The following is a 20,751-nucleotide window of genomic DNA, read 5'->3' as shown; positions in this document are numbered from 1 at the left end:
CATGACGCTCCCGTCGTTCACCAAGCACTACGCGACACCGGAGCGCGCGGCGGGGGCTGTGCGCCACTACCGGTGGATCAACGAACACGCGAAGCCGCTGCGGCAGCCGGCACTCCACACCATCGGACCGGACAGCCTGACGTTCGAGCGGGTCGAGGGCCGCTCCGTTCACCCCGAGGACCTCCCGAGCATGGCGGAACTGCTGGGCCACGCCCACGGTGCTGCTTGGACCAGCGACCTGCAGTCCGCATCGCTGGGCATCCCGCACCGCTTCCAGGACGGCACGACGTTCGACGACTACCTCGGCCCCCGGGAGATCGCGCTCCGGCGTCGCCACGAGCAGGGCTATCTCCCGGACAAGGTGGCCTTGTACGCGATGCTCGGCCTGCTGGAAGAGACCGCCCAGGGGCCGTTCGCCTTCTACAAGGACAGCAACCCCCGCAACTTCATCATCACCAGCACCGGGGACATCGTCACCGTCGACACCGACGACCTGTCCCTCGCCCCTATGGGATACGACCTCGCCAAGCTCATCGCGACGCTCCACCTGACGTACGGGCCCCTCCCGGACCACGACGTCAACGCCGCCCTGCTCGCGTACAACGCGGCAGCCGGGAGCTACGGCACCCGGCTCGGCACCACGGGCCGCGAACGGCTCGACGACTTCCTGGCTCTGCACGCAGTGCTGACCGCCCCGTACGTCGGGCGCAACGGCTACCGCTACAGCTGGCCGCTCCGCTCCCACCTCCGAGGAACCCCATGATCACCACCGAACTCGTCTTCGTACGGCACGGCCAGGCCCAGTGCAACGCCGACGGCCTCGTCGGGGGCCCGAACACCTGCACCGGACTGACCAACCTCGGGTATGCCCAGGTCGAGGCGGCGGCACGCCGCTTGGCCACCGAGCACCAGGAGCAGCCCTTCGATCTCGTCTACACGGGCCCGCGGATCCGGTTGATCCAGACCGGCGAGATCATCGCCCAGGCACTGCGAATACCCATGTCCACCGACGAACGCCTTGACGGACCCGTTCACGGCGACGCCGACGGCCAGCCCTGGACCGCCGTGAAGACCGCAGCAGACGGCGGCCCCCACGCTCACCCGGACCAGCAGTGGGCCGCTGGCTCCGACACCTGGAACGGCTACCTGGAACGCGCCGGCAGTTCCTTGCGCGACATCATCGACCAGCACCGGGGGCAGCGCGTCCTCTTCGCGGCTCACGGCGAGATCGTGATCACCGCCCACACGCTGCTGCTGGACATCCCGATCGGTTCTCCCGCGGGTTTCACGGTCAACCACGCTTCCATCACCCGTTGGCAGGAGCACCACAACCGGCTCGGACAGACCCGCTGGATGCTCGACCGGCACAACGACACCACACACCTCGCGCCGGAGGTTTCCTCGTGACCACGGTGGCAGACGACCCGCGGATCCAGTTGGCGCACGACCTCCTCGGAGTGGTGGAGATCGTGCCGGACCCACTGCTTCCTCCCCGGGTGGTGCGGGTAGTCGACGCCGGTGGGCGGCACTTCGTCGCCAAGCAGCACGCCGAGCAGGACCGGTATGCGCGGGAGCTTCACGCCTACCGAACATGGGGAACCCACCTGCGCGGCCACGCCCCGACGCTGGTCGGCCGATACGACGCCAGCCGCACGCTCCTGCTGACGGCGCTCGCGGGCGATCGGGCGGACACCGTGGCACCGGGCTCACCCGAGGAGGAGCTGGCCCATCACGAGGCCGGCCACGTCCTCGGCGCGCTCCACCGGGCCACCTCCATGCCCCAGGGCGGCTCCGTCGGTGCCATGCTGGCACAGCGTCTCCAGGGCTGGATCGATCAGGCGGGTCGCGCCGACCTGATCAGCACGGTCGAGCGGAACCTGCTGAACCACCACGCGGCCATCCTGGACAACAGCCTCATGGACAGCGCGGTCTGCCACCTCGATTACCAGCCGCGCAACTGGCTGGTCGGCGACGCCTTCGGCATCTACGACTTCGAACACATGCGACGCGACGCGCGCATCCGCGACTTCGCCCGGCTCGAATTCCGGCGCTGGCAGGCCGCGCCCCACCTCCGGACCGCCTTCTTCGACGGCTACGGCCGCCCGCTGAACGGCTCCGAACGCCGCCTCCTGGAGTCCTTCGGCGCCATCGAGGCGGCCACCGCCCTGGTCAAGGGCCACAAGGAGAACGACCCCTCCCTGAGCGCGCACGGCCGGACCGTGCTGTCCCGGCTCACCTGACCTTCGCCCTCTTCGACCACACCTCTCTGGAGATTCCCGTGTCGCAGCACGAGCAGCCCTCGACCACCACCGCACCCCGTCGGGCCGTGGTGACCGGCTCCGCCGGATTCATCGGCTCCCACCTCGCACACGCCCTCATCCAGGCCGGCACCACCGTGATCGGCGTCGACCGCCGCGACCCGTCCACCGACCCCACGGCCGCCGCCAACCTCGCCGACCTGCGGGGACTCCCCGGATACCACCACGTCACCGCCGACCTCCTCCACTGCGCGATCGACCCCCTCCTGATCGACGCGGACGCGGTCTTCCACCTCGCCGGAATTCCCGGCGTACGACCTTCCTGGGGCCCGCAGTTCGGCGACTACCTCGCGTCCAACGTGCTGGCTACCCACCGCGTCCTGGAAGCCTGCACCCGCATCGGCGTCCCGCGACTGGTCGTCGCCTCCTCCTCCAGCGTCTACGGTCCGACCGACGGCGGCGCGAGCGTCGAGGCCGACCGTCCGAAGCCCGCCTCCCCGTACGCCGTGACCAAACTGGCCGAGGAACAGCTCTGCCTCGCCTATGCCGAGCGTCCCATCGGCCCCAGCGTCGTTGCCCTGCGGTACTTCACCGTCTACGGCCCCCGCCAGCGCGCCGACATGTTCACCCACCGCGCCCTGCAAGCCGCCCTGACCGGTCAGCCGCTCCGCCTGTACGGAGACGGCCATCAGCGACGCGACTTCACCTACATAGACGACGTGGTCGCCGCCACGATCGCCGCTGCCGTCGTACCGACCGCGAACGGTGCCATCAATGTGGGCGGCGGGTCGAATGCCTCGCTGCTGGAGGTGATCAACATCGCCACCAGCCTCACCGGCCGCGACATCCAGCTCCAGCAGGACCGCGCGCGCAACGGTGACGTTCTCCTCACCCGCGCCGACCCCAGCCGTGCCCGAGAGGTCCTCGGCTGGCAGCCGCGAGTCGACCTCCACAACGGGCTGCGCGCTCACATGCAGGCCCTGGCCGCACAGCTCCCCAACTACAGCCGAGCCGCGTAACCCCGCGACCCGGAGTCCGAGAGGAGAGGTAATGGAAAGTCCTGAGCGAGCGCGGCTGGACGCCTTCTTCCGGCAGATCACCGCGCAGTTCGCCGCGGGCGAGGCGATCACGACCCTGGTCATCACGCACCTGCTCCCGGAAAGGCCGGCATTCCTGCGGGCTATGGCCGCAGTGTCCACGGTCGGCGCCGTGCTGCCCAAGCCCCGGTCTATCCACCAGCCGACCCTCGACGCCGTCCGCCGCACCTTCCCGGTCCATGACCTCACTCGGGAACGGTTCGCCGACGAGACCCAGGCCCTGGACTACCTGGAGGACACGGCGGGCGGCCGGGACGTCGTCCTGGTGGACATCGGCGGCTACTTCGCGGCGAGCCTCGACACCCTCGCGAGCAAGTTCTCCGGCCGTATCCTCGGCGTCGTCGAGGACACCGAGAACGGGCACCAGCGGTATGCGGCGCTCGACTCCCTGCCGTGCGCGGTAGTGTCCGTGGCCCGCTCCCCGCTCAAGGACTGCGAAGACCACCTCGTCGGCCGGTCGATCGTGTTCTCCACCGACGCCCTCGTCCGTGCCCGCGGGGACATCCTCACGAGTCGTAACGCGTGCGTCATCGGCTTCGGCAAGATCGGCCGGGCCATCGCCCAGACCCTGCGTGCCCAGGACCTGCGCGTCACCGTGTACGACAGCGATCCGATCAAGCGGGTCCAGGCGCACTCCCTCGGCTTCCACACCAGCGCGTCCACCACCGAGGCCCTACGCGACGCGGAACTCGTCCTGTGCGCCACCGGCAATCTCGCCCTGCGACAGGGAGACTTCGCCGCCCTGCGCAACGGCGCGTACCTCGGATCGGTGACCTCCTCCGAGGATGAACTCGAACTCGGTAGCCTCCATGACCTCTACCAACGAAGCGCCATCGGGCCTCAGTTGACGCGATACGAGGTCACCGGCCACTACTTCTACGTTCTCGCCGACGGCGGTGCCGTCAACTTCGTGCACGGAGCCGCCGTCGGCGCGTACATCCACCTCGTGCAGGCCGAGATACTCGCCGCCACCGCCGCGCTCAGCCACACCCGCTTCCAGCCCGGACTGCACGAGATGCCGGCGGCCGACCGCAACGGCATCGCCAGAACCTGGCTCCACCACTTCGAAAGGTGACCCGCAGTGGCCCCCGCTGTCCACCACATCCGTTCCATCACCGAGGCGTACCTCGCCCGCCACCCGGAGGAACGCGACTCCCTCGCGCCGCTGTTCGCAGCGCTCGCGGCCTCTGACGACCCCACGAGCCGCAAGACGTACCCCGCCCACGTGACCTGCAGCGCCATCCTCATCGACGGCGACCGGCGCGTGCTGCACATCGTGCACAAGGCATCCGGGAAGCTTCTGGTGCCCGGCGGTTAGGCCAAGTATTTGGGACTGTCTCACCCTCCCTTCGCGGAGGGTTTCTTTGTGTCCAGCAGACGGTTAGGTTCAGGACTTCCCACCTGTCTCAAGGAGCCCTGTGGACTACTTCTTTACCTCCCGCGACAAGGTTCGCCGCTACGGTGCGGCGCCCGACGGCACCGACTTTGACGGCATGCGGTACGTGACCCGGGAGCGGGCGCTCAAGGACGGCACCCCGTTCTTCCTCGGTTCGGACATGCGGCCCTTGGAGCCGCACTGCTCCTTCTTCCTAGATCTGGCCAAGACGCTCAAGGCGAAGTCGTTGCAGGACTACACCTACGACTTCCTGGACTTCAGCGACTTCCTGGAGAGCCTCGATCCGCCGAGTGACGTGCTGTCGGCAGTGGAGGACGATCTGCTCGCGTACCGGGAGCACTGCACCGAGCACCGGGACGAGCCCATGTCGCCGGCCACCTGGAAGCGCCGCCGCGTGACGATCGGCAGCTTCTACGACTGGGCAGTTGACGAAGCCAAGCTGCTGGTGAGGCGCCCTTACTACCGGCGCCCCAATGGTCGGGACGTTCTGAGCTGGGGCACCACCGCGGCGCTCGACGTACGGCATCTCACGTACGAGCAGTGGTGGTTCCTGGATCGTGTCGGCCTTCGCGGGCTCCTTCCGGACGGCACGGCCGACCCATCGTTCCGCTCCGCGCACACGCTGCGCGACAGCGCTGGCGGCAATCTGTCCATCACTACCGGCCTGCGGCTGCGTGAGTTCCGTGCCCTGCTTGACATCGAGGTCGGCCCACCACGCCGCGACGACACGGCGAAGGAGGTGGAGCTACAGGCCATCGCCAAGTTCGGTTTGCCGCGGACCGTCGAGGTTCAGAACGAGATGCTTCGGGAGATCGACTGGTATCGCCGGACCGAGCGCGCCGCCATGGTGCGCCGAGCATCGAGGAATCTGTGGCGGCGCCGCGAGGAGTTCTTCGTCGTCGATGACGTCGACAAGCGACAGATGAAATTGCGCGGTGTCGAGCACGGCAGGCGCCGGACCCGAAGCATCAAGGCGATGGACGCGAACCTGCGAGCGCGGACCATGATCGAGGGAGAGCACGGGCTGGAGCCGATGGCCCTGTTCGTCGGCCGCCACGGGCGGATGATCTCCAACCAGCGGTGGGAGCAGATATTCCTCGACGCGCATGCGCGCACGCTGCGGATCATCGAGGAGTACGGCCTGGAACTGGAGATGCCGAATCAGGTCCGGATCCACGACCTACGGCACACGTTCGCGATCTACATGCTGGAACTGCTGACCGAGCTGCTGCGCAAGCAGGACGCGGAGGAGTACGCGCGCTCAAGCCGCGTCCCGGCTTACGCAGCCGACCACCAGTCACGGAACCCCTTCCTGACCGTGATGCGGCTCCTCGGACACCGCCGCCCAGAGTCGACGATGCGGTACCTGACGTACAAGAAGAAGTCGAACCTCCTGGTCGCGCAGGCCATCAAGGAATGGAACGAACATGACGTCACGTACGCGGAGTTGGCCTCACGGCACGGTGGACGGGGGAACGTCTGATGCCCCGCCGAGGAGAACGCCGCGGCACCCCCGGCACCCGTCGGCCCCGGCCCGCGGAGCCCTCGCCGAACCGGATCGGGGTACGTGAGATCGTCTTTCGCCAACGAGATCGCCCAGTCCATGCGCGACTTGACCCATCCGAGTTCGCCTGCTCCACATTGGCCGGGGGCGGCCACGGCGGCTTCGATGCCGCCCGCGACATCGACGACTTCATCGCCACCGTCAACACCAACCGCGAGTACACCGGGCTGGAGGAGATTCCCGAGACTCTGGTGCGGCCCCACATGTTCCGGCACACGATGTCGATCATCGCGGCCCAGGAGCCCGACGGCGAGATCGCACTCGGACTGCAGCTCAAGCACGCCGCCCGGCGAGCGATGGCGAACCGCACCACCCTCGCCTACGGCAAGCCCGACGCACGGTGGGCCAAAGAGTTCGACAACCAGCTGCAGGTCGCCGCGGCCAAGAAGCTGGTCTCCCTGCTCCAGGCCCGCCGGGCCGGGAAGGTCATCGCGGTTGGTCCCGGCGCCGTGCGTTTCCATGCAGGTCTTGACAAGGTCAACGACGTCATCGAGCAGAGCACCGTGCTCCGTGCCCAGCTTGCCGACGAACGTCTGGAGATCACCCTGTTGCGGGACGAGTTCGCTGATCTACACCTGGGCACGGTCAACCACTGCCTGTGGAACGCCCCCACGGCCGAGTGTCAGAACCAACTCCCGCCCGAACAGCGTGGCCAGACCCCACTCCTGGGGGCGTGCCAGCCCGCCCGATGCCGCAACTCGGTGCTGACCCTCGCCCACGAGCCGATCTGGCGGATGGAGGAGGCCGACCTCGTGTCGCTGTTGAAGAAGAAGCTGTCCAAGCCCCGGCGCGAGCAGGCCCTGACTCGGCTCGCTGAGGTCCGCTCGGCAACTGTGCAGTTCGACAAGATGAGGGAGGACGCCTGATGCCGGTGTCCGCCGCCACGGAGACCAAGCTCCGCGAGGCCATGGCCCGACTGCTGGCCGGCGAGCCGCTGCACACCGACGGCGCGCTGACCAAGGAGAACCTGGCACGCGAGGCGAAGGTCAGCCACGCCACGGTCCACCGTGCCGAGGAGGTCCTGGCCGAGTGGGATGCGCGGGTCGCGCGTCCTGTGCTTCGTACGCCTGGAGAAGTCCAGCGCGACGAGACGATCGCCGACTTGCGGAGCAGGCTGCGCGAGGCCAACACCCGGGCGACTGAAGTGCAGGGCAAACTCGACGCGCTTGCCACGGTGACCGCAAACCTCTACTACGAGAACCTCGAACTGAAGAAGAAGGACACCACGCGGCGCCAGGGCCGGATCACCGCCCTGCCCGCGTCGGGCCCCTGGCTGGAGTAATCGATGCCGAGACGATTACCCGGAGCAGTGACGGGAGGGCATCGCTCCGGGCATACTCCTCCAGGTCAGCGGGACACCAGTCGCACGGAAGAGGCTAGTTCACCGGGCGACGGTCAGCCAGGTGTCCGGGCGGGTGACGCGGGCACCCGCTTCGGCCTCGTCGTCCCTGGTGGAGGAAAGGTAGGCGGTGATGACGGGCTGTGTGGGCCGCTGCTGTAGTCCCCTCGATCGATGCCCTACTTGTCGAGCCGGGTCAGGACGGTGCGGGCGTGGTGGAACTCGTCCTCGGTATCAACCTTGGTCACCAGCAGCTTCGTGACACCGAGGGCGATGTACCGCTCGAGGTATTCCGCCACCTGGTCGTAGCTGCCGACCAACAGGGGCGCGCCCGTCCGTCCGGTGCTGTAGAGGCCGGTCCAGTAGACGTCGTCGTGGACCTCGGCTTCGGATGCCAGTCGCGCCAGCCGCCGGTTCCAGTCGGACTCGGATTCCCGTTTGAGGAGCGTCCTCAACCGGGCCGCCCGGTCCACCTGGTGGTTCTCCAGGGCGGCGGCCCAGGCTTCCTCGGCAGTCCGCCGTGCGATCAGTCCGACACGTATGCCCATCTCCAGACCGGAGGCATTGCGCGCGGCCGCGAAGTTCTCGGCGAACCGGTCGACGGGTTCGGGGTGGGTGAGCGTGACGTGACCGATCCTATCGACGAGGCTCCGGCTCGCCTCGGACGACCCCGGGACGAATATCCGCGGCATGAGGTGCTCGGGGAGCCTGGTGTTGATTCGCAGGTTCCGGTAGCGGTAGTGGTCGCCGTTCCAGGTGACCGGTTCGTCCGCGCCAAGCAGCTGGCGCAGCAGGGACACATATTCGGCGGCGCGTGCGTAGCGGCCGTCGTGGTCGAGAGGGTCGCCGATTTGGTCCAGTTCTTCCGGGGCCGCACCGGTGACGACGTTGAGGTCGACGCGGCGGCGGTACAGCGAGACCAGGCTGCTGATCGTTTTCGCCGCGGTGAACGGGGGCAGGGCATACGGCTGCACCGCGACCAGCGGGACCAGCGTGGAGGTGTGCTGCAGCAGCACCCCGGCCACCGTCCATGGATCCAGGACCATGTGGTCGTAGAAGACCAGCAGTCCACTGAAGCCGTTCTTCTCGGCGCGCTCGGCGAGCGCGGCCAGCCCGGGACGGAAGTCGTGGCTGGGCGGGAGCCAGGGAACCGTGGCCGTACCGATGACTTCGAGGCGGTTGGGCATGGCTCCTCCTCCATGTGCCGGGCTACGGCTTCAGATGGTTGGGATCGACGAGGGGCCGGGAAGATCGGTCCACCGGTCGGGATGGAACAATCGGTCGAGGAAGCCTTGGCTCCACCGCCTGGTCCGGCCCTCCAATCCGCCGAACTCGTCCAGATACCCGCAGTCCTGCGGTTCCAGCTGCTTCAACAGCCCCGTGGGAATGGCATCGGGATAGAGAAGGCCCGCGTGGTGGAGAGCGAAGTAGATCTCCCGCTCGGCCCCGACTTCCCGGACGAGCTCTGGTAGCCGCTCCAGGTCGGCGTTCGTCGTGACGCGAAGCGACTCCACTACGTCGATGAAGCGCATCAGGTTGAGGTCCCGACCCTGGAGGATGCTCAGGTAGCTGGTCGCCTCCTTGTAGAGATGCAGGCAGATGTCCAGCAACTGGTCCAGCGGACTCAGTGCGAAGGACGGCTCCCCGCAGATCTCCACCGGTCGGGCGCGGTCGAGCACCGCACCGGTCTCGACCCCGCCGGCCGATCGCTTCTGGAACAGGTCGAGGCAGAGGTCCACCTCGAACCACGGGACCTCCGGCTCGGCGGTCGGTTTCAGGAACGGAAGGGCGTTATTCAGATGCACCGCCCAGAACAGCTTCGTCTTGCGTTCGTGGGGGACGACGCGCTCGCCGTCCTCCGAAGGAACGCCCTGCCGGTAGCCGAGTTCCGTGAGGATCCCGCCGACGGCTTCCAGGGACTCTCGTTCGATCAGGAGGTCGAGGTCGCTCATCCGCCGAATGCCGGGATCGTCGTAGACGAGGGCGCACAGCGACGGTCCCTTCCGCACCGCGTACCGCACCTCGCGCCGGTTCAACGCCCGGAGAATCCCCCCGAATTCGGCGAACAGGTGTCGGTTGCGCCGGGCATTCGCCTCGTACGCCGCCGAGTAGATCCACAGATGCGGCAGCATCGCCTTATCCCGGGGCAGATAGCGGCCGAGGTTGCGCCCGACCGTGCAGACCACCTGCTGGCACAGCGCTTGATCCAGGAAGTACGGCCAGTCCATGGCCACCTCGGCGGCCAGCAGTTCGCGGGTGTGGCGGGCACGGGCCGCGTCCCATCGCGGTGCCGCGAGGGCGAGTAGCAGCCGGGCCTCCGGCCGGAGCCCGGCCGCCGGGATCGTGGATGTCATTGTGGCGCCCCCAGACTGAGGATCTTCCGGACTCGGTCCGGCCAGCGGCGCGGGTCCGCGCCGTGGCGGTGCATCAGGGCGAGGGCGAGGCGCTCGTAGCCGAACGCGAGGCACGCCGTGTGCGCGACGTCGCCGTGCGCGTCGGCGATATCGAACAGTCGCCCGAACTGGTCGGTGTGGCAGTTCGCCGAGGCGACCGCCTGAACCTGTCCCGGCGCGACCGCCACCCGCAATTCGATCTTGAGTTCCCGCTCTATCTGGAGCATCCGCAGCATCCGGTCGCCGCTGCCGAAGAAGGGGTCGGCGGCCACTGCGCTCTCGGCCTCAAGGCCCAAGTCGGCGAGCCACTCCCCGGCGGCCGCGAGGCGGTCGTCGCGCCACGCGAGGCACTGGTCCGCAGTGCCGAGCCGGACGAACTCCCGCATCCGGAACGAGCGCAGCCGCCCCGCCTCGGCTTGTTCCTCCTGCCGGAAGCACGTCGCCTCGACGCTCAGCTCGACCGCCGCCCCCAGGCGTACGCCCGTATAGAGGGGATACACGCAGTAGCAGCCCGCGGGCAGCAGGACCAGATCCGACTCGGCGGTCACCCCGCTGTCCGCCCTGGCGAACACCCGGCCCAGCAGGTGCGGGAAGGTCTTGTCGTAACCGGCCTTCTCGATGATCTCGCGGGCGATCACCGGCGGCGTGCGCAACTGAACCACCTCATCGGAGGCGAGGACCGCCAGGGCCGAGGTGAGGCCCCGCACGATCGACTCGAAGCCCGCGGAGGAGAGGCAGACCCCCGCAGCGGGAGTCCGGGTCAGCGCACCGTCCGGTATCACCGCACACCGCTCTCGGTCAGTTCCTTGATGCAGCGCATGATGCTGAAGACGGACGCGAAGGTGGCGTGCCGCAGCTTGTCGTCCGGGAACTCGAAGTCGAACGCCGATTCGAGCGCGACCATCACCGCCACGCTGTCCAGGGACGTCATGCCCAGCAGCCACAGGCTCTCGTGGATGCTGATGTTCCGTACGGCGTCCCCGAGGCCAGAGTGCTCCCGGAGTATCGCCCGCACTTGTGTTTCCATCATCGCCCCCAGTAGTTCGGGTTCATGTCGTGGGAACGGCGGTCACGGTCACAGACTCGATCAGGACCGGGTTCGGGGACTTCGCGATCCGCAGCACGACCTGTCGGCACGGTTCGGAGAGCACCTCGCCGAATCCCGCGTAGGAGCCTTCGAGGTGCGGTGCCGGTGCCACCGTGATGAAGAACTGCGAGCCCGTACTGGTCGAGCCGGGACCTGCGCGATTGGCCATGGCCACCCGGAACGGCTGGTCGAACGTCGGGCCCGGGCAGATCTCCTCGAACCAGCGGTAGCCCGCGCTGCCCTCACCAGTGCCGAGCCGGTCTCCGCCGTGGACGAGGAACCCGGGCACCCGTCGGTGGAACATGGTGCCGTCGTAGAAGCCGCCCTGGCCCGGTTGCCCGGTTCGGGGATCGCGCCAGGCCCGGCTGCCCATGGCGAGCCCGACGAAGTTGTCCACTGTGTACGGTGCCTTGTCAGGCCAGAGCCGCAGGTGAACGTCTCCCAGCGAGGTGTGCAGGCATACCCGCACCGACCGGTAGGTGGTGAGGGACGACGGTATCGGCGAGCGGACCCGCATCTGCCGTACGTTGACCGGGCCCCGGAGCAGCGCATCGCCCGCGGGATCGAAGTCACCGGGCTCGGCTCGGTTGCCGCAGCCCAGCATCCCCGGACGGGCGTGGCGCAGGCTCAGTTCGAACCAGCCGGACGGCTCGTCGACCGGAGCGGGGCCCTGCCCCCGATGGTGCCGGAAACGTCTCCGCACGGCGGCCGACGCATGCTTCGCCAGTACGTCCACATCGGTCCTGGCCTGCGCGTCGAGCACGAGCGGCATGTCCTGCACGTCGTAGAACTTGTCGAAGACCGAACCGTTGTTGTGCTCCAGCGTGAAGCACTGGTCGACGAAGACCCGGTCCGGGAGCTCCCCAGTGACGTAGCGGCCCATCATCTCCGCGATCGGGTGCCATGCCGCACCGCCGAACTCGACGCCAGGACCGGCGAAGGCCTGGCGGGCCAGCTCCAGGGCGCGGGCATGGCCGAGGTCCGTGCGCAGGCGCGGCCAGGCCACGCGGCTGTCGCCGTCGGCGGTCCTGCGCAGGAAGTCCGCCAGCTCTGGCGCGCACAGTTCGAGCGGCACCCGGCCGAAATGGCCGAGTTCGCTTCCGATGGCGACGTCCAGGTGACCGGCCACGTCGGCGCAGAGCTGGGGAAGCCAGCCTGCCAGCCGGATGCCGGCCTCCCGGTTGCCCTCGGCGGCCATCCATTCCAGCAGATAGAAGTCGGCCGCCAGACTGGACGGATCGACGTGGTCGATGAACCAGCGCGGACTGTACGCCGCCAGGTCGCGAGCCATGCCGTCCAGGGCCTGAGCACGGCTGCCGTCACCGTGCAGGTAGCGGGTCCAGTGCCGTTCGACGACCGCGAAGAGCCGCGGATACCGCCACTGCGAGCCGAGTACGTCGAAGCAGGGGCGGTGTTCGGGGCGTGCGGCGCGTACCAGGTGGCCCGCCAGCGTCTCGATGAGGATCTTGGCCAGCAGTACCCGCAGCCGCCGTTGGTACGGTGCGGAGCCCGGCAGCCGCCCGGCCAGTTCCACCGACAGATTGGCCGGATCGTCTCGCGTCTCCATCAGCTGGGCCCAGGCAAGGAGGGTGAGCACGCTGTCCGCGGCGGTCGTGCCCCGGAAGCGGTTGCAGTCGACGTACAGGCCGGTCAGCACGCCGCGGTCGGTGAGATAGCCGACCGCGGGTGTGTGCGGCGCGAACGGCACCAGATGCAGGTCCAGCGTCCGGGGCGGCGCACTCGTCCCGAGCGCCTCGCACAGCGGGGCGAGGTACTGGTCGGGGACGAGGATCGAGTCCAGCTCGGCGGCGGCGCGGTCCCGCATCGCGTCGTACCGGGCGATGACCGGTGCCAAGGCCGGTTCAGCGGCGGCCATCGCCGCAGCGATGAGCTGGGCACCGTCCGCCAGCCGCTCATCGTCGACGAGCGCCACCAGTTTCGCCGGATCGGGTGCGGCGGCGACCGCGGCCGGGACGTTGTTCCGGATGATCGGCGCCCAGGACTCGAACCCGTCCCAGAAGGCCGCCACCTCCGGAGCCGTGGGACGGGGGAGCAGCATCGCCTCGAACGAGAAGCGGTCGTGCAGCTCTCGTTGCAGGGTCAGGAAGAGATCCAGCGTGGCGCTCCGGGTGTGGTTAATCCGCAATGTGCGCTCCGGTGATCAGGGCCGCGTCGGCCAGTTCGCGCAGGACGGCGCGGCACCGTCGGCCGGTGAGTCCGTTCCAGGGTTCGGCGAGCGGACCCAGTGCTGCTGCTGAGGCGGCCACCCGGTCCACCGACGCGCCGTGGCACAGGCCCCAGACCAGCAGGGCCTCGGGCGGTGCCCGGAAAATCTGCGCGCCAGGCCCGGCGATCAGCGTTGTGGCGTCGGTCGCACACGGCAGGAAGAACGCGCTCCGTCGCAGCGGCCCGCCCCCGTCCGTCCAGCGCGGCCAGTGCGTGAGCGGTACCCCCCACCAGCCGAGAGTCATCGCCGCGATCAGACAGGTCTGGACGAAGGAGACGAGCTCGCCGAGGCAGTCGGCCTTCCCCGACTCCGGTTCCGGTGCGCAGTGATGCATCAGGCGCCGGTACTCGGCGAGCGGGAAGGAGTCCGGCGCGCTGCGGGCCAGTTGGTGCCACACCCACTTGTCGCCCTGGTGCACGTCGCCGCCGCCCGCGGTCAGCGCCTTTCCCGCGGCTAGCAGAGCCCGGCGGCCCGCCGTGACCGCCGCGTCGAGGTCGAGCCGGTCCGACGACTCCCGCAGCCCCACGACGTCCTCGACGGCGGAGTACGCCGTGCGCGCCCAGCTGCTGATGACCATGCGGCGCAGCGGCAGCGGGCAGGCGGCCAGCCGCTCCCGCATGGTCGCGAGGCAGCCGGTGTCGGCGACGACCTCCGCGGTGAGCAGGCGCACGGCCACCGTCAGCTCCGCATCGGCCACCCGCTTGCGGGAGGGGGCCGGGTAGTCGGCCACGACCTCGTCGACGAGACCGGTCAGCCGCTCGGTGGCGAGCGTCTGGACGTCGACCCGGACACCGTCGGTGAACAACTGCCGCCGGGACTCGCGCAACCCCGTGCCGACCAGGTACACGTCGACGTCGCTCGATGCGCTGCCGAGCCCCACCACGATGCTGCCGGCCAGGAAGGCGGCGTCCGCGCCCTCGGCCTCCGCCAGCTGGGCGGCCATCTCTCGCCCGAAGTCCAGCAGCTGCGCGCCTGCCATCACCAGCCCGGGTTCTCGGGAAGGGCGAGGCCGAGGTACTTCCCCTCGTCGGAGACCATGATCCCCACCCGGCAGCACTCGTCGAGGAAGCGCGCGACCCGGTCGGTGCCCACGTCGAAACCGTGTGCGGCCAACCGTTCGTGCACCTTGGACGGTGTGTGTGCGGTGTCACCGCACGCGTCGTAGGCCTCCGCCCGCCAGTCGGTCAGCACCAGTCGGCGAGCCTCCTCCGTCCGTTTGTCGATGATCGTGAGTCGGCCGGGCAGCCGCTGCATGACCAGGCTGGCGTTGGCTGAGTGGTGGTCCGCCCAGATGTCGATGGCGGCGTTCACCGCCTTCACCGTGGTGTCGGAGCAGGTACCGGCCGCTTCGTAGTCGAAGAAGTAGGCGATCTTCGCGTGGTTCAGGTGAGCGGGGTAGATGTGCCGGTAGCACTCCTGCGGCCGCTTGTTCGTCATGGCGAACGACTCGTCGGTGTAATACGGGCTGAAGCGCTCCAGCCAGATCTTGCGGCAGCCCGACGGCGGCTCCAGGTGGTACAGCAGCGGAATCAGGCGGAGCTGCTCGGCGTAGTCCTCCTCGGTCTCGCCAGGGAACCCGGCAAGCAGGTTCCAGGAGACGCGAACACCGTAGTACCGCGCCCACTTGAGCAACCGCACATTGATAAGCTTGCTCGACCCCTTGCGCATCAGCCGCAGCACACTGGTGCTCAGGCTCTCGATACCGGGCTGGACGCGCATGATGCCCGCCAGATGCATCGTCCTGATCTGCTCGCGCGTGAGGTTCGCCTTGACCTCGAAGAACATGTTCACGTCCCAGTGGCGCTCGGCCAACTCCGCGCAGAACGAAGTGAGGTACTGCATGTCGAGGATGTTGTCCACTGCATCCACATGCACGATCTGGTACTCGCGCAGCAGCGTGGCCAGCTCGTCGACCGCGCGCTGCCCCGACTTGGCCCGGAACGCCATGTTCAGCGCGTTCAGCCCGCAGAACGTGCAGTGGTGCTTCTGCCCCCACCAGCACCCTCGGGAGAACTCGACCGGCATCCTGATCTGGTCTTCCGGTACGACGTTGGCCCGGCCGAACCGGTTGAGGGCGTCGAAGTAGTCGCCGTAGTCCGGCACCGGGAGCTCGTCGAGCGCGGCGGGGCCCAGCTGCGCGGCTCGGGACTGCACGGCCGGCAGGCCGTGCCGGTGCACGCCGGGCAGCTGGACGTCCTGCCCGTCAGCGATGGCTTTGAGTAGCGCGGGGAACGTGACATCGCCCTCGCCGACCACGACGTAGTCGAGCCAGGGCAGCTTCTGCGCGTACTCCAGCCCCATCTCGCTGTCGAAGTTCGCACCGCCGTACACCAGAGCCGTTCGCGGATGCGCCTCCTTGATGGCCCTGCCGAGGGCGAGTGCGGCGGTATTCTGCAGAAACGTCGACGTGAACCCGATGACGTCGTACTGCCCCCACTCCGGACGGTTCGCGCAGTCGGTTATCCACTTCGGCAGCGTCTCGCGCTGCGCCCTGACGAGGTCGTCCGTGTCGCCGCCGGTCCACTCGGCCCAGTCGGCCTGCACTTCGGGGTACGTGGCCAGGTATTCCGATACCGGCAGGACCTCCCCGAAGGCGGCGTAGGAGAACAGCCACTCGCCGAGGAAGTAGTCCCGCATGGCGTCCATCATGGCGATCTTCTCGTAGCCCTCGCCGCCGAGGAACGAGGCGAACTCGATGTTCAGGTAGTGGGTGTTGCAGTCGTGCCCGGCGCGGCGCGTGATCGCCTGGAGGAGCCCGCACTGGATCGACGGGGCGTTGACCCGCGCCCAGGGCATGTTGACCAGGGCGACGCGCAACCGCCTGGTCGGCGGCGTCGCCGGGTCGATGGACAGCTCCGCCGGGCGCGACAGGAGAAGCGGGACAGTGGTCCGGGTCATGAGATCCCCCAGTTCGTTGGTGCGGCGGATTTCGGGTTTTCGTGAGGGTGGAACCGACTAAGCGAAGTCGTCGTGTCCGTGCCTGGTCGCCCGGCGGGTCTGCACCATGACAGCGAACACGCCGAGCACGCCCGACACGAGGCAGATCGTCAGTTCCAGGAGGGCCTCGATCAGCCACGGGCGGCCGTCCAACGCCGCGTGTACGGCTGCCAGCCCGTGCCGCACCGGCAGCACCGAGCCGATCGTGTCGACCCAACCGACCTGGCCCGGCGGCAGGAAGGCGCCGCTGCACAGCATCGTCAGGTACCCGAGGAGGTTCGGGGCCAGCACATCGGCGCGCTTGGCGATCGTCAACGTCGCGCTGGCGATGCCCAGCAGGGCGTACCCAAACGCCATCAGCGCGAAGATCCACAGCCAGGGCAGTACCCGGACGGCGAAGTCGGACATCCCGAGGACGACTGCCGCGATCGCCGCCTCAACGAGGAAGAGGCCGAAGCCCACGGCGAGGTAGGGCGCCGCGCGGGCATACAGGACAGCAGCCACCGGCATGTCACCGGTGCGGATGCGCCAGAACGTCGAGAAGTACTTGTCCGAGAACGGCACATTGATCACGTTGACCGTGTTCGTCGTGGTCAGAGCGAGGACCAGACCGCCGATGAACGCGTACTGCCGATGGCCCGGGCCGGCGACCACCTCGCCGAGCACGGTGAAGAACACGATCTGCATGACTCCCCGGGGCACGGTGGCGAAGAACGAGGCCGCCGGCGGATAGCTCGCCCCGTACTCCCGCCAGCCGAACCGCATGGCCTCCGCCGTCCGCCACAGCGACAGGCTCGCCGGGGTCCGCTCATGCGTAATCAAGGGTCCCCCTCTGTCGCGCCTTGTCGATGGACCACCGGTAGGTGCGTCCGGCGACGACGCCGTAGCCGACGGTCAGCAGCACGGCGACCGCGAGTGGGGTGATCGACAGGCCGTGGCCAGCCGCACTGGAGAGGAACTCGTTGATCCAGCGCAGGCTCAGCAACTGCGGCACCCAGCGCAGCCACACCGGCAGGACGTCCTGCGGGATCAGGAGCCCGCCGAGGACGAACACCGGGTACATCAGTGCACCGGACCAGATCAGCCCGTTGCGGGTGAGCAGGAACAGGCAGGACAGCAGCGCCCCGAGCGTGGTGGCGGAGACGATGACCACCACCAGCCCCACCACCAGCCAGAACGGGTGAGCCATGCCGACTGGCAGGCGCAGGGCGAGCACGGTGAACACCGTCGAGGCCAGGATCGTGCCGACGCCGTACAGCGTCGCGCCGAGGCTCTTGCCGAACAGGATCAGCGTGGGCGACTCCACCCCGCACACGCAGCGGGCCAACGTTCCGTAAGTGCGCTCGCGCCGCAGCACGCCGCCGCTGGTCCAGATGGTGGATCCCCACAGCGCCGTGAGCATGACCGAAGCGACGATCTCCGCGCCGCGGTCGGCCGTGGGCTGCTGCGTCTCGACCGCAATGATGAGCAGAACGACGGGCAGGAACCCGGCGTTGACCAGCAGCAGCGGGTTGCCGCGCATGCTGCGCTGCTCGGTGCGCGCGGCGATGAAGAACGTCCAGACCGCACTGTGTAGGCGATCGCTCCGCGTCAGGGGTGCACGCGCTCCGGCGGGGACACTCACGGATGCACCTCAACGGCATCGGTCCCGCTGCCCGTCGCCAGCTGAGCCGCGACGTGCCCGTACACGTCCTCCAGCCGCAACGGCGCCACATCCACGCCCAGGATCTCGACGCCGCCCAGCACGGCCCCCAAATGACCGAACGAATCGACGCTCCAGTCGCGCACGCGCAGGCGCAGCGTCCACAGCCCTTCCGCCTCGCTGAGATCGTCCACCATGATCTGCGACGACCGTCCGGTGTCGAGCACCGGCGAACGCCCCGTCCCGCGAACCGTGACGACCGCGGTGTAACCCGCGAGCTTCGCGAACTCGTCGACCGCGACGTCCGCCACCACTGCGCCTTCGGCCAGAATGACGACTCGGTCGGCGAGCCGCTCGATGTCCAGCAGGAGATGGCTGGTCAGCAGGACCGAGGTACCCCGCGCGCGCAGGGCGGCGACGTCGTGGCGCAGACGCTCCGCTTCGACTGGGTCGAGGCCCACGGTCGGCTCGTCCAGCAGCAGAACCGGCGGCTCGTTGATCATTCCGATCGCGAGGTGAAGCCGCTGGCGCATGCCCTTGGAGTACGTGTCCACAGCGCGGTCCGCGACCTCTGTGAGCCCGACGCGATCCAGCGCCGCGTCCAGCCGCTCCGTGAGCCTGCGCCTGCCGACGCCCGCGAGCATCCCGAAGAACCGCAGGTTCTCCCGGCCGGTCAGCTTGCCATAGAGGCCGCGTTCACCGCCCAGGACGACACCGCTCATCCGGCGGACCTCGCGCGCGTCCTTGGTGACGTCGTGGCCGAAAACACGCGCCGTTCCCGATGAGGGCAGCAGGAGGGTGGCCAGGATCTTCGTCAGTGTCGTCTTGCCCGCGCCGTTGCTGCCCAGGAGCCCGACGATCTCGCCTGGCTCGACCCGCAGGTTCACGTCCCTGAGTGCGACGATGTCACCGCCGCGTGCCTTGAACGTTCGGCCGAGCCCCTCAACCTCGATCGCAGCGTCGCTCACCCGGCTACCTCCGTGTCCGCCAGTCGCTGTTGCGCTGCGACCAGCCGCACCAACGGAACTCTGGGCGCCGCGCACGAGATGTAGTCGACCCCGGCCTTGGCGAGAAAACTCACCGCCGAGACCTCTGCCGCCTGCTCACCACACACTCCGATGCGAATGCCGGGACGGACGTCGCGCGCGTCCCGGACCACCTGCCGGATCACCGCACCAACGCCGTCGAGGTCGAGCCGTTCGAACGGCGAGTGCTCCACCACGCCAAGATCCCGGTATGTCGGCAGCAACTGCCGGTCGGCGTCATCGCGGGACAGTCCCCACAGCAACGCCGTCAGGTCGTTCGTCCCCAGAGAAATGGAGTCGACCCGCTCGGCCAACTGTGCGGCGAGAAGGGCCGCACGCGGAGTCTCGACCATCGCGCCGAGGGTGACTGGCAGCTCCGCCACGGTTGTACCCGCCTGCGTGCAGACGTCGGCCAGCAGACCCCGCACCATGTCCACCTCGGCGGGCGTGCTGACCATCGGCACCAGCAGTTCCGGACGCGGATCATGCCCGGACCGGCGAACCGCCAGGGCTGCGTCCACTAACGCCTGGATCTGCGCGACGGTCAGTGCGGGTACGAGGAGCCCGAGCCGTACGCCACGTACGCCGAGCATCGGGTTGTGCTCCCGTAACCTGTGCAGCATCGCCCACGCACCGTGGTCCGTGGACACCGCCGGGTCGGGAAGGAACTCGTGCCGTGGCGGGTCCAGAAGCCGGATCGCCACGTCCATCCCGTCCATGGCCACGAGCAGTTCGGTGAATTCGGACCGCAACACGGCGTACACCTCGGCGAGGCCCTCGGTCAGCTCGGGCCCGGGGCGGGCGATCAGCACGCGTTCCAGTAGCGAGCGCCGCTCGCCGAGGAACATATGCTCGATTCGGCACAACCCGACGCCGACCGCGCCGAGTTCCCGTCCCCACGCCGCTGCGCCGGCCGAGTCGGCGTTGGCCTTCACCGCCAAGCCCGGCAGATCCGCGAGCACTCCGTTGAGCCATTGGAGCACTCGCGCGCTCCCTCGCGCGCTCGCGAAGGGTTCGACCGGGCGACCGCGGTACAGGGTCCCGGTGGTCCCGTCGACCGTCACGATGTCGCCAGCAACGAGAGCATCGCCCCGCGCGCTCCTGAGGCACTTCGCGCCATCGATGACGCCGTCCAGGAGACCGGCGACGGCAGGACGGCCCAACGCACGTGCGACAACGGCGGCGTGGGTGGTCTGCCCACCCCGTTCCGTGACGATGGCCGCGGAAGCGAGCAGCCCTGGCAGATCGTCTGGCCGCGATTCGGGTAGCACCAGGACAGGCTCCAAGCCGTCCGCACGCGCGGCCACAGCGGCCTCCGTGCTGAACACCACGCCGCCGCTGGTGACCCCGGGTGACACACCGAGACCGTGCACCACGGCATCCAGACCACTGACGTCTGCGGTCGAGGTGAGTGCCCGCTCCAACTCGTGCGGGTCAATGGCCTCCACGGCCTCGGCCGAACTGATATCGCCACGTGCGTGGCGGGCGACGATGGGTCCCACAGAGGCCGTGCCACCTACGGATGCTGACGAGGTTAGTGACACGAAATCCTTGCCAGCCTCCACCGCCTCGCGGGCGACGGAGGCTGGGTTGGTGAGCGGTCCAGAACGATCTCTCATTCTGTTATCGGACGTTGTAGTACTCGCGGCGGACGCCAAGCAGGTAGACACGGTCGTCGACCTCGGCGGCCTCTTCCGGCGTAAGCGGGGAGAACTCGAGTTCGGCCAGGTCCTCAGCGGCTTCGCTGCGGGCGGACTCGTTCAGTCGGGGTACGGACTCCTTCATA

21 protein-coding genes are annotated in these 20,751 nt (G+C 68.6%); 9 read left to right on the top strand and 12 right to left on the bottom strand.

Annotation, left to right across the window (positions count from 1 at the left end):
• Position 1 precedes the first annotated feature (1 nt).
• The 9 genes from ACIOMQ_RS05685 to ACIOMQ_RS05645 all read left to right on the top strand — a co-directional run bounded on the left by ACIOMQ_RS05685 (position 2) and on the right by ACIOMQ_RS05645 (position 7,597).
• On the top strand, positions 2-763 hold the full coding sequence (locus tag ACIOMQ_RS05685) for a phosphotransferase (protein WP_402188009.1): 762 nt from the start codon (positions 2-4) through the stop codon (positions 761-763).
• The gene (locus ACIOMQ_RS05680) at positions 760-1,407 is read left to right on the top strand and encodes a histidine phosphatase family protein (RefSeq protein ID WP_402188007.1); all 648 of its coding nucleotides are present in this window, start codon (positions 760-762) and stop codon (positions 1,405-1,407) included. The genes ACIOMQ_RS05685 and ACIOMQ_RS05680 overlap by 4 nt, the downstream gene beginning before the upstream one ends.
• A complete protein-coding gene (locus tag ACIOMQ_RS05675; protein ID WP_402188006.1) occupies positions 1,404-2,240 on the top strand; it encodes an aminoglycoside phosphotransferase in 837 nt (278 codons plus the stop codon). The genes ACIOMQ_RS05680 and ACIOMQ_RS05675 overlap by 4 nt, the downstream gene beginning before the upstream one ends.
• Positions 2,241-2,278: 38 nt before the next feature.
• Positions 2,279-3,277, top strand: a complete 999-nt coding sequence (locus ACIOMQ_RS05670; RefSeq protein ID WP_399043359.1) for an NAD-dependent epimerase/dehydratase family protein — start codon at positions 2,279-2,281, stop codon at positions 3,275-3,277.
• Between the two features lie 31 nt (positions 3,278-3,308).
• Positions 3,309-4,430: an adenosylhomocysteinase gene (locus tag ACIOMQ_RS05665; RefSeq protein ID WP_399043358.1), complete on the top strand. Its 1,122-nt coding sequence runs from the start codon at positions 3,309-3,311 to the stop codon at positions 4,428-4,430.
• Between the two features lie 6 nt (positions 4,431-4,436).
• Complete coding sequence (locus ACIOMQ_RS05660) at positions 4,437-4,673, top strand: hypothetical protein (protein ID WP_402188004.1); 237 nt, start codon at positions 4,437-4,439, stop codon at positions 4,671-4,673.
• Between the two features lie 100 nt (positions 4,674-4,773).
• A complete protein-coding gene (locus ACIOMQ_RS05655) occupies positions 4,774-6,234 on the top strand; it encodes a site-specific integrase (RefSeq protein WP_402188002.1) in 1,461 nt (486 codons plus the stop codon).
• Positions 6,235-6,392: 158 nt separating this feature from the next.
• Complete coding sequence (locus ACIOMQ_RS05650; protein WP_402188000.1) at positions 6,393-7,181, top strand: hypothetical protein; 789 nt, start codon at positions 6,393-6,395, stop codon at positions 7,179-7,181.
• Complete coding sequence (locus tag ACIOMQ_RS05645) at positions 7,181-7,597, top strand: hypothetical protein (protein WP_402187998.1); 417 nt, start codon at positions 7,181-7,183, stop codon at positions 7,595-7,597. The genes ACIOMQ_RS05650 and ACIOMQ_RS05645 overlap by 1 nt, the downstream gene beginning before the upstream one ends.
• Before the next feature lie 236 nt (positions 7,598-7,833).
• Here the strand turns inward: ACIOMQ_RS05645 and ACIOMQ_RS05640 are convergent, their stop codons facing one another.
• The 12 genes from ACIOMQ_RS05640 to ACIOMQ_RS05585 all read right to left on the bottom strand — a co-directional run bounded on the left by ACIOMQ_RS05640 (position 7,834) and on the right by ACIOMQ_RS05585 (position 20,750).
• Positions 7,834-8,841, bottom strand: coding sequence for an LLM class flavin-dependent oxidoreductase (locus ACIOMQ_RS05640; RefSeq protein WP_402187996.1), 1,008 nt, complete (start codon positions 8,839-8,841; stop codon positions 7,834-7,836).
• A 30-nt stretch (positions 8,842-8,871) separates the two neighbouring features.
• Entirely contained in the window at positions 8,872-10,008 is a 1,137-nt protein-coding gene (locus ACIOMQ_RS05635) for a nucleotidyltransferase family protein (RefSeq protein ID WP_402187994.1), read from the bottom strand.
• On the bottom strand, positions 10,005-10,829 hold the full coding sequence (locus ACIOMQ_RS05630; protein ID WP_402187992.1) for a hypothetical protein: 825 nt from the start codon (positions 10,827-10,829) through the stop codon (positions 10,005-10,007). Before ACIOMQ_RS05630 ends, ACIOMQ_RS05635 begins: the two co-directional genes overlap by 4 nt.
• A complete protein-coding gene (locus ACIOMQ_RS05625) occupies positions 10,826-11,062 on the bottom strand; it encodes a phosphopantetheine-binding protein (RefSeq protein ID WP_402187990.1) in 237 nt (78 codons plus the stop codon). Before ACIOMQ_RS05625 ends, ACIOMQ_RS05630 begins: the two co-directional genes overlap by 4 nt.
• 34 nt (positions 11,063-11,096) lie before the next feature.
• A complete protein-coding gene (locus tag ACIOMQ_RS05620; RefSeq protein ID WP_402187988.1) occupies positions 11,097-13,280 on the bottom strand; it encodes a peptidylprolyl isomerase in 2,184 nt (727 codons plus the stop codon).
• A complete protein-coding gene (locus tag ACIOMQ_RS05615; protein ID WP_402187986.1) occupies positions 13,270-14,340 on the bottom strand; it encodes a hypothetical protein in 1,071 nt (356 codons plus the stop codon). The genes ACIOMQ_RS05620 and ACIOMQ_RS05615 overlap by 11 nt, the downstream gene beginning before the upstream one ends.
• The gene (locus ACIOMQ_RS05610; protein WP_402187984.1) at positions 14,340-16,259 is read right to left on the bottom strand and encodes a RiPP maturation radical SAM C-methyltransferase; all 1,920 of its coding nucleotides are present in this window, start codon (positions 16,257-16,259) and stop codon (positions 14,340-14,342) included. Before ACIOMQ_RS05610 ends, ACIOMQ_RS05615 begins: the two co-directional genes overlap by 1 nt.
• A 57-nt stretch (positions 16,260-16,316) precedes the next feature.
• Positions 16,317-17,120, bottom strand: coding sequence for an ABC transporter permease (locus tag ACIOMQ_RS05605; RefSeq protein ID WP_402187982.1), 804 nt, complete (start codon positions 17,118-17,120; stop codon positions 16,317-16,319).
• Positions 17,107-17,922, bottom strand: a complete 816-nt coding sequence (locus ACIOMQ_RS05600; protein ID WP_402187980.1) for an ABC transporter permease — start codon at positions 17,920-17,922, stop codon at positions 17,107-17,109. Before ACIOMQ_RS05600 ends, ACIOMQ_RS05605 begins: the two co-directional genes overlap by 14 nt.
• Positions 17,919-18,908 carry an ABC transporter ATP-binding protein gene (locus tag ACIOMQ_RS05595; RefSeq protein ID WP_402187978.1) on the bottom strand — a complete coding sequence of 330 codons (990 nt, stop codon included), beginning with the start codon at positions 18,906-18,908 and terminating at the stop codon, positions 17,919-17,921. Before ACIOMQ_RS05595 ends, ACIOMQ_RS05600 begins: the two co-directional genes overlap by 4 nt.
• Positions 18,905-20,467 (bottom strand): putative PEP-binding protein, encoded by a 1,563-nt coding sequence (locus tag ACIOMQ_RS05590; protein ID WP_402187976.1) that lies wholly within the window; start codon positions 20,465-20,467, stop codon positions 18,905-18,907. Before ACIOMQ_RS05590 ends, ACIOMQ_RS05595 begins: the two co-directional genes overlap by 4 nt.
• A 121-nt stretch (positions 20,468-20,588) precedes the next feature.
• Positions 20,589-20,750 (bottom strand): hypothetical protein, encoded by a 162-nt coding sequence (locus ACIOMQ_RS05585; protein ID WP_402187974.1) that lies wholly within the window; start codon positions 20,748-20,750, stop codon positions 20,589-20,591.
• Position 20,751: the final 1 nt, after the last annotated feature.

The sequence above is a fragment of the Streptomyces sp. NPDC087845 genome, from assembly GCF_044742755.1.
Classification (GTDB): Bacteria; Actinomycetota; Actinomycetes; order Streptomycetales; family Streptomycetaceae; genus Streptomyces.
This window is presented reverse-complemented; position numbering and strand designations above follow the sequence as displayed.